This window comes from Zoogloea sp. 1C4 (genome assembly GCF_009469605.1).
Lineage (GTDB): Bacteria > Pseudomonadota > Gammaproteobacteria > Burkholderiales > Rhodocyclaceae > Zoogloea > Zoogloea oryzae.
The window spans coordinates 349,579-363,681 of record NZ_SSXU01000002.1; the positions used below are offsets into that span (position 1 = coordinate 349,579).

14 protein-coding genes are annotated in these 14,103 nt (G+C 66.8%); 9 read left to right on the forward strand and 5 right to left on the reverse strand.

The features are described from left to right. Positions 1-23: 23 nt before the first annotated feature. The 5 genes from msrA (at position 24) to GH681_RS04135 (ending at position 4,742) form a co-directional block, all read left to right on the forward strand. Positions 24-572, forward strand: a complete 549-nt coding sequence (msrA, locus tag GH681_RS04115; RefSeq protein WP_153160125.1) for a peptide-methionine (S)-S-oxide reductase MsrA — start codon at positions 24-26, stop codon at positions 570-572. Positions 573-763: 191 nt separating this feature from the next. Beyond that, entirely contained in the window at positions 764-1,402 is a 639-nt protein-coding gene (locus GH681_RS04120) for a TetR/AcrR family transcriptional regulator (RefSeq protein ID WP_153160127.1), read from the forward strand. A gap of 49 nt (positions 1,403-1,451) precedes the next feature. Then, positions 1,452-2,435 carry an MDR family oxidoreductase gene (locus GH681_RS04125; protein ID WP_153160129.1) on the forward strand — a complete coding sequence of 328 codons (984 nt, stop codon included), beginning with the start codon at positions 1,452-1,454 and terminating at the stop codon, positions 2,433-2,435. 175 nt (positions 2,436-2,610) lie between these two features. Then, entirely contained in the window at positions 2,611-2,955 is a 345-nt protein-coding gene (locus GH681_RS04130; RefSeq protein ID WP_153160130.1) for an FKBP-type peptidyl-prolyl cis-trans isomerase, read from the forward strand. Between the two features lie 203 nt (positions 2,956-3,158). Beyond that, positions 3,159-4,742, forward strand: coding sequence for a tetratricopeptide repeat protein (locus tag GH681_RS04135; protein WP_153160133.1), 1,584 nt, complete (start codon positions 3,159-3,161; stop codon positions 4,740-4,742). 12 nt (positions 4,743-4,754) lie between these two features. Here the strand turns inward: GH681_RS04135 and GH681_RS04140 are convergent, their stop codons facing one another. From GH681_RS04140 to GH681_RS04150, 3 genes are all read right to left on the reverse strand, one after another. Further along, the gene (locus tag GH681_RS04140; protein WP_153160134.1) at positions 4,755-4,940 is read right to left on the reverse strand and encodes an HRDC domain-containing protein; all 186 of its coding nucleotides are present in this window, start codon (positions 4,938-4,940) and stop codon (positions 4,755-4,757) included. A 110-nt stretch (positions 4,941-5,050) separates the two neighbouring features. After that, positions 5,051-6,799, reverse strand: a complete 1,749-nt coding sequence (locus tag GH681_RS04145; RefSeq protein WP_153160137.1) for a hybrid sensor histidine kinase/response regulator — start codon at positions 6,797-6,799, stop codon at positions 5,051-5,053. After that, positions 6,796-7,416 carry a response regulator transcription factor gene (locus GH681_RS04150; RefSeq protein WP_153160139.1) on the reverse strand — a complete coding sequence of 207 codons (621 nt, stop codon included), beginning with the start codon at positions 7,414-7,416 and terminating at the stop codon, positions 6,796-6,798. Before GH681_RS04150 ends, GH681_RS04145 begins: the two co-directional genes overlap by 4 nt. A gap of 289 nt (positions 7,417-7,705) precedes the next feature. Here GH681_RS04150 and GH681_RS04155 point away from each other — a divergent pair, with 289 nt between their 5' ends. The 4 genes from GH681_RS04155 (at position 7,706) to GH681_RS04170 (ending at position 11,095) form a co-directional block, all read left to right on the forward strand. Continuing rightward, entirely contained in the window at positions 7,706-8,062 is a 357-nt protein-coding gene (locus GH681_RS04155) for a hypothetical protein (RefSeq protein WP_153160141.1), read from the forward strand. A gap of 8 nt (positions 8,063-8,070) precedes the next feature. After that, positions 8,071-8,811: a hypothetical protein gene (locus GH681_RS04160; RefSeq protein ID WP_153160142.1), complete on the forward strand. Its 741-nt coding sequence runs from the start codon at positions 8,071-8,073 to the stop codon at positions 8,809-8,811. A 36-nt stretch (positions 8,812-8,847) separates the two neighbouring features. Further along, positions 8,848-10,758, forward strand: coding sequence for an MAC/perforin domain-containing protein (locus GH681_RS04165; RefSeq protein ID WP_153160144.1), 1,911 nt, complete (start codon positions 8,848-8,850; stop codon positions 10,756-10,758). 82 nt (positions 10,759-10,840) lie between these two features. Continuing rightward, positions 10,841-11,095 carry a hypothetical protein gene (locus GH681_RS04170; RefSeq protein ID WP_153160146.1) on the forward strand — a complete coding sequence of 85 codons (255 nt, stop codon included), beginning with the start codon at positions 10,841-10,843 and terminating at the stop codon, positions 11,093-11,095. Positions 11,096-11,193: 98 nt separating this feature from the next. Here GH681_RS04170 and recQ read toward each other — a convergent pair whose 3' ends face one another. After that, positions 11,194-13,008: a DNA helicase RecQ gene (recQ, locus tag GH681_RS04175; protein WP_153160147.1), complete on the reverse strand. Its 1,815-nt coding sequence runs from the start codon at positions 13,006-13,008 to the stop codon at positions 11,194-11,196. A gap of 27 nt (positions 13,009-13,035) precedes the next feature. Next, a complete protein-coding gene (locus tag GH681_RS04180) occupies positions 13,036-14,037 on the reverse strand; it encodes a hypothetical protein (RefSeq protein ID WP_153160149.1) in 1,002 nt (333 codons plus the stop codon). Positions 14,038-14,103: the final 66 nt, after the last annotated feature.

The following is a 14,103-nucleotide window of genomic DNA, read 5'->3' on the forward strand; positions in this document are numbered from 1 at the left end:
AGCCCCAGCCTGGAGAGACAACAATGAGCGAAAAGACGAACGAGGTCGCCATTCTGGCGGGCGGCTGCTTCTGGTGCATCGAGGCGGTGTTCCTCGAGGTGCAGGGTGTGAGCGCGGCGCAGTCGGGCTACATCGGCGGCCGCGTGGAATCGCCCACGTACGAGCAGGTGTGCAGCGGCGACACCGGTCACGCCGAGGCCGTGCGCATCGAGTTCGATCCGGCGGTGATCGGCTATTCCGATCTGCTCGACATCTTCTTCGCGATCCACGATCCGACCACGCCCAATCGCCAGGGCAACGATGTGGGCACCCAGTACCGTTCGGCGATCTTCACCACCCGCCCGGAGCAGGATGCCATCGCCCGGGCCAAGATCGAGCAGCTGGCCTTCGAGGGCGAGTTTGACGCGCCCATCGTCACCGAGGTCGAGCCCGCCGGCACCTTCTGGCCGGCCGAGCCCTATCACGACAACTACTTTGCCCGTAACGGCCGCCAGCCCTACTGCCAGTTTGTGGTGGCGCCCAAGGTGGCCAAGTTTCGCAAGGCTTTTGCGGGGCGTCGCAAGGGCGGGTGAGCCGGGCGCAGCACGGGGATGAACGCCAGCCGTCGCGGCCGCGCAGCGGGTGATGGTTTCAGCCGGCACTGCATCGATGGACTCCCTCTGGCAACATCAGCCACGAGCGACAGCCTTGATTGGTCAAGGATGAACCTACGGACCAAACATAATCCTTGCAATAAATGAGACGACCGGTCTAATATTGGCCCATGGAGATACAGCATCCCGTTGCCCGTAGGCGCGGCCGCCCGCCGAAGCGGCCCGATGAGACGCTCGAAACGCGAGAGCTATTGATTCGCGCCGGTCTGGAGGCGCTGACCGAAAAGGGGTTCTCTGCTACGGGTATCGATGAAGTGCTCAAGCGGGTGGGTGTGCCCAAGGGGTCCTTCTATCACTATTTCGAGAGCAAGGAAGCCTTCGGGGCGGAGCTGATTGATCGGTATGCGAGCTATTTTGCTTACAAGCTCGACCGCCATTTCAACGATCAATCCAGGAAGCCGCTCGATCGTCTATCGGCCTTTGTCGAAGACGCCCGCGGTGGAATGGCGCGGCACGATTTCCGTCGTGGCTGTCTGATCGGTAACCTCGGTCAGGAGATGGCGGCCTTGCCGGAAAGTTTCCGGGCGCGGCTCAATGCGGTGTTTTGCGACTGGGAGCGGCGCTTGGCGTGCTGTCTCGAAACCGCGAAGGAGGCGGGCGAAATCCCCGCCGTCGTGGACTGCGCGCAGCAGGCCACCTTTTTCTGGATTGGCTGGGAAGGTGCGGTCCTTCGCGCCAAGCTCGAACGTAGTGCCAAGCCTCTGGAAATCTTTGCTCGCGGATTTTTAGCCGGGCTGCAGAGGCCCTGATTTTTTTGATTTTTTGTAGACGATCGGTCTAAATTTCGAGGAGCGAAAGATGTTCAAAGGTATTCTGATTGAGAAGGATGAAGCCGGCTATCGCGCCAACATCAAGGACATTGACGAAGGGCAGTTGCCCGATGGAGATGTCACCGTCCGCGTCAGTCATTCCACGCTCAACTACAAGGATGGCCTTGCCATCACTGGCAAGGGGCCGGTGGTTCGACGCTTTCCGATGGTGCCCGGAATCGATCTGGTCGGCGTCGTCGAATCGAGTACGCACCCGGAATACAAGGCCGGCGACAGTGTGCTGCTGAATGGATGGGGTGTCGGCGAGGGGCACTGGGGCGGCTTGGCCCAGAAGGCGCGTCTGAAGGGTGACTGGCTGGTGCCATTGCCCGAGCAGTTTTCCCCGCAGCAGGCCATGGCGATCGGAACGGCCGGCTATACCGCCATGCTCTGCGTGCTGGCACTGGAGCGCCACGGTGTGACGCCCGCGCATGGCGAGATTCTGGTCTCCGGCGCCGCGGGTGGCGTCGGCAGCGTGGCAACCGCAGTGCTGGCGAAGCTGGGTTATACGGTGGTCGCTGTCAGTGGGCGGACAGAGGAGGCGGACTACCTGAAACACCTGGGTGCAAGCGAAGTGCTCAATCGCGCGGAGTTCGGGACGCCGGGCAAGCCGCTGGGTAAGGAGCGCTGGGCCGGTGCGGTTGATGTCGTCGGCAGTCATACGTTGGCGAATATCTGCGCTACCACCAGATATCGCGGTGTGGTCACGGCATGTGGACTTGCAGGGGGAATGGATTTCCCGGCTACGGTCGCGCCGTTCATCCTGCGTGGTGTGACACTCGCCGGTATCGACAGCGTGATGTGCCCGCGCCCCGATCGCCTTGAGGCGTGGCGACGCCTGGGTGCCGACCTCGATGTTTCCAAGCTGGAGATGATCAGCACCGAGATCTCGTTAAGCGATGCAATCCCCACGGCGTCGAAGCTCATCAATGGCGAGATTCGCGGCCGCGTGATCGTGGACGTCAATCGCTGACAGAGGGTGGCTGGCCTTCGCGGATCGCCGGTGCGGCAGGTTCAACCTGACGTTGCCCGCGCGTAGCGGTGAGCGGTCGTTGATGGGAATTTTCAAGTCATTGGGCGAAAACCGAAACCTTATCGCGTCATCTGATGATTGATAGAATCCGCCGTTCATCAAACAGGAGCGTTCCATGACTCAAGTAACCACGGCGAGCGGCCTCGTCATTGAAGATACCCAGGTTGGCACCGGCGCCGAAGCCGTTGCGGGCAAGAACGTCCAGGTGCATTACACCGGCTGGCTGACCGACGGCACCAAGTTCGACTCCAGCAAGGATCGCAACGACCCGTTCGTGTTCCCCCTCGGCGGCCGTCGCGTGATCGCCGGCTGGGACGAAGGCGTGCAGGGCATGAAGGTGGGCGGTACCCGCAAGCTGACCATTCCGCCCCAGCTGGGCTACGGCGCGCGCGGCGCTGGCGGCGTGATCCCGCCGAACGCCACGCTGGTGTTCGAGGTGGAACTGCTGGCCGTGCTGTAATCCAGCTGCACCTTGCTGCAAACACAACGGGCGCCACTGGCGCCCGTTGTGTTTTGTGGCGCGGAGCGATGAAGGCGAGTCGTGAAGGGCGTTCAGTGGGTGGGCTTGCGCTGGCGCAAAGCAGCAGCACGGGCGTCTGTGTAGGCTGAGGATGATGCTGATCGGGTTATTGACGGGCAACCATCTGAAAGGGGAGAGCCATCATGTCAATGCTGAAGCGAGCGCGGGTGGCGGTGCTGGCGGCTTTACTGGCGTCTGGCGTGCCGCTGGCTGGGGCCCAGAGCCCGGCATGGCAGGTGCTGCAGCGGGATGCCATGACCAGCTACCAGCAGGGCGATTTCGAGGCTTCGCGCCGCAAGGCGCTGGAGGCGCTCGATCTGGCTGAGAAGGAGGGCGGCCGGGATAGCCCGCCTGTGTTTGCCAGCCTGCAGGTGCTGGGCCCGGCGCTGCTGTCGCTGGGACGGCTGGACGAGGCGGAGGTGGTGCTAAAGCGGAGTGTTGTCCTGGTGGAGAGGGCGGCGGGGCCCGACTCTCCGTTGCTGGCCCAGCCGCTGGTGCACCTGGCCGGGGTGAAAATGCAGCGGGGGCAGGCGGCCGAGGCTGTGCCCCTGACCCAGCGGGCCCGGGGCCTGATCGAGCGGGACGGCGGGGCCACGTCGCTGCAGCTGGCCGAGGCCCTGGATGTGCAGTCGAACGCCCTGGCGCGGCTGGAGCGGCATGAGGAGGCCGAACAGGGCTACCGGCAGGTGGTGAGACTCGTCGAGGCCTTGCGCGGTGCGGATGGCGGCGATCTGGCCTACGCGCTGGTCGGCCTGGGCCGGGAGCAGATCGCCCTGGGCCACAACGCCGATGCCGAGGCCACCATCGAGCGCGCGGTGACGATTGGTGAGCGGCAGCTGGGAGCCGAACACCCGGTTGTGGGGCTGGCGCTCACCGCGCGGGCCAAGCTGCGGCTGGTGCAGCTGCGCTTTCGTGAGGCCGACCGCGACGCCCAGCGGGCGCTGGCGATCGAAGAGAAGACTACCGGCGGCGGCAACGCGACGAGTGTGGAGGTGCTGGGGCTGGCTTTGAGCGCGGCCTCGGGCTGCGGCGACCAGCCCCGCGCGGAGAAGCTCGCCCAGCGCCTGCTGGCGGCAAGCGAGCAGGCTGCGGGGCCAGATTCGACGCTGGTGGCGAGCGCGCTCAACAACCTGGCGACGGTGTATCGGGCCCAGCGCCGTTACGACGAAGCTCATCAGCTTTACGAGCGCGCCCTCGGGATTGTGGCGGCCCGGGAGGGCAAGAATTCGCCGGAATACGGGCGGATGCTCAACAACCGCGCCTTTCTGTATGGCGCGCAGAACCGCCACCGGGAGGCGGAGGTGCTGTTCCGGGAGGCGCTGGAGGTGTTCAGGCGCAGCCCCCTTGCCACGCCGCCGATGATTGCCGCGGCCGAGATCAACCTGTGCGGCAATCTCGCTGAGCAATCGCGCCCGGCCGATGCGGAGGCGGTGTGCAGGATGGCGCTGGCCCGCTGGATCGAGGTGGCGGGTGAGGACAGCCTGCAAGTGGCCAACGTGCGCTTCCAGCTGGCCGGTTTGCGGGTGGCCCAGGGAGACGATGCCGGGGCGCTGGCGCTCAACCGGCAGGTACAGGCCACGGCGGAGCGCTACGTAGCCGAGGCGCCGGACTTCATGGTGGCTGCGCTGACCCAGCTGGCCGAGCTGGAACGCAAGGCGGGCCGCACCGCTCAGGCCGAGGCGGCCGCGAAGCGGGCGGCGGAGATCCGCTCCGGCCTGCCCCGCTGAGGCGCCGCGGCCTCAGTCTTCGGTGAGGAGCGTCAGGCTGTCCTTCCCGTAGGCCTCGAGCTCGCGATCGCCCACGCCGGAGATGGCGGCCAGCGCGATGATGCGGTCGGGCCGGCGGCGGGCGATGTGGCGCCGGCCGTCCCCGTTGCGGTCGAGGCGCTGAAAGCCGGATCGATCAGGCCCGTGATCCCGGCACACCTGGGCGTCGGCGGCTGGCGAGGCGGGCGGGTCGGGAGCATCGGCGGCATTCTGGAGCGATTCCCGACCATATGGCGCAAGCGCATCGTGCGTGCAGGTGATCCGGACGCTCAGTCGGGGCGTGCCGGTGCCAGCTGCAGCACGGCCTCGAGGAGGGCATCGGCGCTGATCGGCTTGTGCAGCAGCCGCACGCCGCCAGCCATGGCTTCGCGCAGGCGGTCGGGGGCGGTGTCGCCGGTCATCAGGATCACCGGCGGCCGGCGCTGCAGGAACGCCCGGATGGCGTCGAGGGCCTGGTGCCCGGTGCGATGCCCGCGCAGGCGGTAGTCGGTGATGACCACCGCCGGTTCGAAGTCGTGCAGGCAGTCGATGGCGGCGGCTTCGGATTCCGCCGTCCGGCAGTCGCAGTTCCAGCTTTCCAGCAGCGCGCGCATGGCGCACAGGACGGTCTGGTCGTCGTCGATGACGAGCACCCGGAGCCGTTGCAGATCCCGGGGCTGGTCCGTCGTGGCGGCGGCCGGCCATGGCGGGCTGGGCGCGTCGGCGTGGCACGGGATGGCCACCCGGAACACCGATCCACGTCCGGGCCGGGATGCGAGGCTGAGTGCCAGATCCATGGTCCTGACCAGCTGGCGGACGATGGCGAGCCCCAGGCCGAGGCCGTGGCGTCGGTCGCGCTCGGGATTCCCGAGCTGGTGGAAAGCCTGGAAGATCGCCTCGTGCTGGGACGAGGGAATGCCGATCCCGGTGTCCCACACCTCGATCACCGCCAGCCCCGCCCGGGGCCTTCGGCAGGCGATGAGGAGGCCGCCGCGCTCGGTGTAGCGGACCGCGTTGGCGATCAGGTTGCGCAGCACGAGCTCCAGGAGGCTCGGGTCGGTGTGGCAGATGGCGGGCGTGTCCCGCAGGCGGAACACCAGCTGCTTCTGTTCGGCCTGGGGGGCGAACTCGGCTTCGAGCTTGCGGAGCATGGGCTGGAGCGGGAAGGGCTGCGGATTGGCCTCGATCACGCCCGCTTCCAGGCGGGAGAAGTCGAGCAGGGTGTTGAGCATCTCGCCGGCGGCCCGGGCGGCGCCGTCCATGTGGGTCAGCAGGTCGGTCTGGCCTTCGTCCAGCGGGGTGCGGCGGAGCGAGGCGATGAACAGCCCCAGAGCGTGCAACGGCTGGCGCAGGTCGTGACTGGCCGCCGCCAGGAAGACCGACTTGGCGCGGTTCGCCTCTTCGGCACGCAGGGTTTCGGCGCGCAGCTGCTCGACGAGCTCCAGGTTCTCGAAACGCAGGAGGATGGAGCGGCGGGCGACCAGCGCGTAGTTGCGGGCGAACACCGTGAGCACCAGCAGGTACAGCGGGATGCCGATCCACAGCCACAGGTAATGGGCGCCGCCGGCAACGAGCACGTAGGCCCAGACCGGCAGGATTGCGGGGAAGAAGAACCCGATGGCGACCGGCAGGCATGGGGAGAAGATCGACAGGGCCGCGGCGCTCATGCCGGCGATCAGGGCCAGGGCGGAGACCACCGACGGGGGCGACTCCAGATCCATGTACACACAGCCGGCCAAGCCCCACAGGCTGCCGAGCACGATCAGCAGCGCGGTCATCCACCGGGCGTAGTCCTGGGCACCTGCCGGCGTGACCCGTGCCGGGTTGCGCCTCCGCCACAGGTGACCGAAGGCGCAGGCGAGGCCCATCGCGGCGCACCACAGCCCGACATGGGCCGGCCCGCCGGACAGCAGGACGGCGCTGCCGAGGAGCACTGAGGCGAGGAAGCAGCCGAGCATGGCGATGCCGAAGCTCTGGTCGATCAGCGCCATCCCGGCGGCCAGCAGGTGGGGGGCGTCGAGGCGCAGGGGCGAGGTCATGGCGTCTGGCGAAGGAGCCCGCGGCGCTGGGCTTCCAGCACCGCCTCGATCCGGCTCGCCACGTTGAGGTGGGCGAGGATGGCGGCCACATGGACCCGCACGGTGTTCTCGGCCAGCCCCAGGTGACGGGCGATCACCTTGTTCGAGCGCCCCAGGCCGAGGTGGTGCAGGACTTCCAGCTGGCGTGGCGTGAGCGGGCCGGGCGAGCCCGGACGGCCCGCTGCACGCGGCGTGGCAATGGGCGGCGGGGCCTGGAGGCACTGGGCGATGCTGGCTTCGATCTGTTCCGGCGTTGCCGATTTGGACAGGAAGCCGGAGACGCCGTAGCGGGTCGCCATCTCGGGCGTCCAGGCCTCGGTGGTGCCCGACACGACGATGATCCGCGCCGCCGGGAAATGCCGGTGGAGCACCTGCGTCCCTTCCAGCCCGCTCAGGCCGGGCAGCTGGAGGTCGAGCAGGATCAGGTCGATGGCGGTGCGGCCGTGCTGCTCGACGGCCTCCATGACCGAGCCGGCTTCGAGGATGTCGGACGTTGGCAGGGAGTCGCCCAGCAACAGGCGCAGGCCGGTGCGGAAAAGCGTGTGGTCGTCGATCAGGAGCAATCGGTAGTGCTGCATCAATGGATTCTCCTCGCGCGGAGCCGGGGGCGCGGCGCTACAGGGACAGTGGGGAGGGAACGAGAAGAACGCGCGACCGGGGATCGGAAAGGGCGGCAATGGCCGCAGCCTCTAGTCGGGAAGGACTAGCCGTAGTCAATCCGGATTATGGCGGTTTTGGCTGATGACGTGAATACTCTTTTGGCATTGGCAGGGCGCTGTGATGCAGCAGCCATGCGCATGAAGCCTCAGGGCCAGGTGAGCGACAGGGTATGTCGCACAACTCAACACGTCACGAAAGGAAATGGACATGGTTTCGGAATCCGGTCAGGTGGAAAAGTACTATCAGTTCGCCGAGTGCCTCAACGACGGCGGTTTTGTGATGGATTTCGAGGTGTACCGGGGCGATGTCGCCGGCCGCCTCGATGGTGCGGGGGAGAACTGGAACAGCGGGCGTTATCCGATCGGGCAGCGGCGGAAGATCGATCTGGGCACCCTGCGTTTCAACGGCCAGCCGCCCGAGGTGGGCGACAGCCTGCAGATCTTCGTCCGCGTCGTGGCCGGCGTGGATAAGCGCGGGCCGAGTTTCCTGTACGCGCCGAACGGCCACACCGCGGTACAACGCGCGGCCGGCACGACCCTCTTCTATGGCATTGACCTGCTGTGAGCGGCGCCATGATCGAGATCAGTAGCGGCACCGATACGGAATGGTTCCGGGTTCACCCGAACATGGAAGTGCAGTTCGGCCTGAACATGGCCGACGCGCTGGCGAAGCCCCGCAACCAGGATGCCACCCTGCGCATGATGACGGATGTCCGCCTGAGCGCCGGCGGAAACGCGGCGGTGGAGGGGCGGCTGTTTCCCCATGCGGTCATCGCGCTGGCCAACGCGGCCCTGTCGATCCGGATCCGCTGTGCGGCGAAGGTGGGCTTCGGCTTCTCCATCCGCAGCAACGCCGAGACCGTCGTCGATAAGCTCTACGCGGTCGATCGCGTAGATGAGAACGGGATGATGACGGCCACGATCCGGCGTTATCAGTCCTCGTCCGACCTGCTCACCATCGACTCGGCGCGAGCCCGGATCGACGGTGGCGTGTCGACCGGTGAGGCGATGGCGCACTGGAGCTGCGACATCGAGGCGTGGCCCGTCCTGCAGTATCTCGACCCCATCTCGGGCCGCGTCTACGACGAGCGGCATCCGCGCAATCTCGCCACGCCCCCCGCGCGCCCGGTGCGCCAGGCGGCGCCGCCGCTCGCCGACGGACTGGGCATGGCGACGGCGTCGTCGGGGGTGGGGGCCGGTGGTCTGTGGCGGGACGAGGGCGCGGAGCAGGTCTTCGAGCGCATCCAGGTGCAGAAGGAGAGCCCGCAGGAGCGGTTCGGGGTGTTGCATGTCACTTTCCTGGTGGCGCGCTGATAGCGGCGCAATGCCGGATTTCGGGGAAAAGCGGATATGACCAAGATTAGCGTCAAGATCATCAACGAGACGGATTCGACCAAGAACACCGTCCTGCAGTTCGAACGGACCCAGAGCCTCCAGGACGTGCGCGCCCAGCTGGTGAAGGAGCAGCTGATGAAGGACGGCGACGTCTTTCTCAGCGACGGCTTCGCGGTCGTCAAGGATAGCGAGGCGGGCACCCAGATCGAGAGCCTGCTGGCCACGAAGGACGCGACGGAGCTGCGGCTTTCGATCCGGACGAGTGCGGCGGATCTGCCGCCGGCGATGTACTCCTTCCAGCGCAAGAGCGAGGGCGGCAAGCGCGCGTTCAAGCTGAAGCCCACCCTCACGCTGGCCGAGGTGCGCACCGCGCTGGGGGCCTGGCTGGGGACGGAAGACCGCTTCCTCGGGCGTGACGGCAGCGAGATCGCCGTGGCCGAGGAAGGCGACTGGGCGCTGAAGGACATCGCCAGCGCCGAAGGTGTGGTGGCCGTGCAGGACGCGGTGGCGGCCAAGCCCCAGGAGGCGCGGCCCTTCACCTTCACCCGCAGCTTCGACGAGGAGAGCAAGTCCCTCAAGCTCAAGCCCGAGGACACCCTGGCCGCGGCGCGGACCGCGCTGGGGGCGTGGATCCAGAAGGACGACCACTTTGCCGACAAGGCCGGCGGCAAGGTGGCGCCGGATCAGGAGGCGGGCTGGACGCTGGGCGATGTCGAGGCGGAGAAGGGCGGTGTGCGGATCCTGTCGGCCAAGTCCGGCAAGCCGTCGGTCCGCCCCGGGCAGCCGGGCACGCCGTCCTTCATCGATACCACCCGTCGCCCGCCGGCCTGGGGGCTGCCCGACGAGGGCTCGCCGCCCGATCTGCTGAAGGAGCTGGAGGTGCAGCTCAACGGTGCCGAGGTGGAGGTGCCGGAGCTGTTCACCAGCCTGAGCCTGGAGCAGGTCAAGGCGCTCTACACGATGCTCTACCTCAACCGGGGGCTGTACATCGGGCCGAACCCGCTCGACATGGATTTCACGCGGCGCTCGGACGATGCGCCGGTGGAGTACATCCACGAGAACCGCATCATGCGTTCGGCGCCGCCCAACTATTCGGCCTGCAGCGTGACCACGGCGACCGCGAGCCGCATCCTCAACGAGTTCCGCCAGCGCAGCGTGCATGCCGCCAAGGCCTCGGGGAGCTACGCCGGTTGCGGGATCGCCGCCGAGTTCCGGCGCGACCTGGAAAAGCTCCAGCGCCAGGAGACCACGGACATCTTCCTGACCAACCAGACGCTGGTGCCCAAGGTGGTCCTGCTCTTCGACAGGGAGGCCGATCTGCGCTGTGCGCCGCGTTTCCAGGCGGCGGTCGAGAAGGTCTTCGAGACCTACACCTCGCTGCCCCAGCAATACGAGGCGCTGCATCGGGACGTGTTCAGGAAGTTCGGCTACTTCTACCCGTGCCGCGTGACGGTGGGCGGCAAGCTGCAGCGGAGCATGGTTGCGAAGTCGAACGCGAAGAGCGACCAGGAAAGCCTGCTGAACGAGTTCAACTTTGCGGCGAACGGCGAGTTCGAGACCGATTCCGGCAAGGCCAAGTTCGATGTGGGCTATTCGTACAGCGACCTCAGCCAGAGCAAGCACAACACGCTCATGCAGCTCAAGGAGCAGCAGATGATCTCCATGGGCGGCAGCTCCAGCCTGGCGCTGGACCCGAAGGATCTGGCGAAGTGGACGGGCAGCGTGGCCTCGGTGAAGTTCTGGGCGGTCATCAACAACGCCGATCTCGTCCCGGTGCTGTGCTTCCTGCCCGACGCCCTGGCCCAGCGCTGCGCCACGGTCATCGAGGAGCAGGCCCGCTCGGCCGTCACCGCCCGCTACACGGTGATGGACATGACGGCCTTTGCCCAGGTGATCTCCTCGAAGGCTTTCGAGGCGCTGATCTGATCGCCTGCCCGTTTTATATCCCGCCGCAGCGATGCGGCAATTCACTGGAATCCGATTCCAGACCTATTCGAGGAGTGAAATGATGACGACCATAACCTTGATCCAGGCCGCCAAATGCGGTGCCGAAGGCATTGCGCAGATGACCGCCCGAGTGACCGACAAGAAGACGGGGGAGGTGCGCAACCTGCAGCTGTCGGATCTGAAGAACGGACCGCTGGCGTTCCTGTGTACAAACTCCGTGACGGCCCTTGCCGGCGCCCGTGAGGTGGAGATTACCTACAACGCCAATTACGGGTCGGGTCACCAGACCATCCAGGTGAGCTCGGTGATCAGCTGATCCGCCTGGTCTGCCCCGCGCCACGTGCGGGGCATGAAAAAGCCGCCAGGCCGTGAAGGCCGGGCGGCTTTTGTCTTGCTGGGCTGACTTCAGGCGCCTTACCCGGCCTCGGCCAGCAGCGCGATGATGTCCTGCCCGTAGGCGTCGAGCTTGCGGTCGCCCACGCCGGAGATGGTGGCCAGCGCGAGGATGCTGTCGGGGCGGCGGCGGGCGATGTCGCGCAGGGTGGCGTCGTGGAAGATCACGTAGGCCGGGACGTTGCGCTCTTTCGCGGTGCTGGCCCGCCAGGCGCGCAGGCGGTTGAGGAGCTCCGCTTCCTCGCCGGTGGCCTCGGGCCAGTCGGCGCTGCGGCGGGTGCCGTCCTTCTTCTTTTTGTTCGGGCTGGGATCGACGCGCAGGGTGAAGCCGGCCTCGCCGCGCAGGATCGGCCGCGCGGCCTCGGTGAGGGTGAGGGCGCCGTAGCGTTCGTGATCCACCGCCAGGGCGCCGTGGGCGACGAGCTGGCGGATCAGGGTGCGCCAGCCCTTGTCGTCGAGCTCGGTGCCGATGCCGAAGGTGCTCACCTGGTCGTGCTGCCACTTCTTGACGTTGTCGGTGGCCTTGCCGATCAGCACGTCCACCACGTGGGCGGCGCCGAAGCGGCTGCCGGTGCGGAACACGCACGACAGCGCCTTGCGGGCCGATTCGCTGGCGTCGCGCACTTCTGGCGGGTTCAGGCAGGTGTCGCAGTTGCCGCAGGGGGCCGAATCTTCGTCGAAGTAGCCGAGCAGGCGCTGGCGGCGGCAGCCGGTGGTCTCGCACAGGCCCAGCAGGGCGTCGAGCTTGGCGGTGGCGACGCGCTTCACCTCGTCGCTGGCCTCGCCCTGGTCGATGAAGCGGCGCTGCTGCACCAGATCGGCCACGCTGTAGGCCATCCAGGCTTCGGCGGGCTGGCCGTCGCGGCCGGCGCGGCCGGTTTCCTGGTAGTAGCCCTCGATGGAGCGGGGCAGATCCAGGTGAGCCACGAAGCGCACGTCGGGCTTGTCGATACCCATCCCGAAGGCGATGGTGGCGACCATCACGATGCCGTCCTCGCGCAGGAAGCGGTCCTGGTTGATCGCCCGCTCGTCGGCGCCCATGCCCGCGTGGTAGGGCAGGGCGGCGATGCCTTTCTCCTGCAGCCAGGCGGCGGTCTCGTCCACTTTCTTGCGGGACGAGCAATACACGATGCCGGCTTCGCCCAGGTGGCCGTCCTTGATAAAGGCGAGCAGCTGGGCACGGGGGTTGTCCTTGGGGACGATGGTGTAGCGGATGTTGGGCCGGTCGAAGCTGGAGACGAACTCGCGCGCATCCAGCAGACGCAGGCGCTCGGCGATCTCGCGGCGGGTCTGGGCGTCGGCGGTGGCGGTGAGGGCGATCCGCGGGATCTGCGGGTAGCGCTCCTGGAGGATCGACAGCTGGAGGTATTCGGGCCGGAAATCATGGCCCCATTGGGACACGCAGTGGGCTTCGTCGATGGCGAACAGCGCCAGCTGGCCGGCCTCGTAGAGGTGGTCGAGCAGATCGAGGAAGCGCGGCGTGACGAGGCGTTCCGGCGCCACGTAGAGGAGATCCAGCGCGCCAGCGAGCATCGCCCGCTCGATCTCCATCGCCCGGTCGAAGCTCAGGCTGGAGTTGAGGAAATCCGCGGCGGCGCCCACTTCCTTCAGCGCGGAGACCTGATCCTGCATCAGCGCGATGAGGGGCGACACGACGATCGCCACCCCGGGGCGCAGCAGCGCCGGGATCTGGTAGCACAGGGACTTGCCGCCCCCGGTAGGCATCAGCACCAGGGCGTCGCCACCGGCGCTTACGTGTTCGACGATGTCTTCCTGCGGCCCGCGGAACTGGGTGTAGCCGAAGACGTGGAATAGGGTTTCGCGGGCGCGGCTCATAGGGGCGGGATTTTACCCCGCCCCGCCTCAGAACAGCCGGGCGAGATGGGTGGTCAGGCCACTCGGGGAGACAAAAGTGAGCTCGTAGGTGCTGGAGAGGCCGGCAGCCTGCTCGTCGGTGAGGCCGGTGGCGCAGAGGATGAACTGGCTGCGGTCGATGCCGAGGCGCTTACGCAGGCGCAGGTACTTGTCGATGTCCTGCCGGAACTCGCCGGTCTTGCACTCGATGCACACGGGCGTGTTGTCGTCGATGAGGAAGAACACATCAAGCTCGTGGAGGTCTTCGTTGGGGAAGATCACCGATAGCTGGCGGGCGCACGAGAAGCGCTGCCGGCGCTCGCGGAGCAGGCCCAGCACCTTCATGAAGGCGTACCACTCGAGCCATTCGCCACCGAAGAAGCTGCGGATCGCCGGCGCCGACTGGATGGTGCCGCGGCCGATCTTCTCCTGCTTCTGGTAGAAATATTTGGCCAGGAAGGCGCAGTCGTAGAGGCGCTTGCAGAAGGCGTTGAGGGTTTGCCCGTCCTTCTGGCTGAGCTTGCCGAGGTTGAGGCTGAAATTGGGCACATCCTTCTGCTGGCCCCAGCGGATCTTGTCCACGACCTCGCGGAGCTGGTCGTAGTTGTCGCCCAGCTCGATGGCGATCTCGTCGAAGAAACCGGTGGTGTCCACCGCGTCGTGGTTGGCGCGGATCTGGATCTGCCGGCGCTCGAACCACTGGAGAACAGCGGCGTGCTGCGCCGCGTTGGCCAGGTGGTCGGAGTTGTGGATGTCGATGTTCAGATCGGTGCCGCCAGCCGCCGCGGCGGGGCTTTCATTGAGCGTGGGGAAGGCGCTCGCCTGCTGGGCCTTGAGGGCATTCAGCTCGTCGCGCTGGCTGAAATACTGCTGGAGTACCTTCCGTACGAACAGGACGGTGTCGTAGACCGCCACCGGCTGGGTGCATTGCGGGCAGGCGATCTGCTGGCCGGTGAGTTCGCCGGGGACTTCGGCGACGTGGCCACATTTGTTGCAACGGAGGATTGCCATGGAAGCGGAGAAACGAAGACGGGTCGCCGGATTATGCCAACCCGCGCTTCGCGTGGCGATATGCCG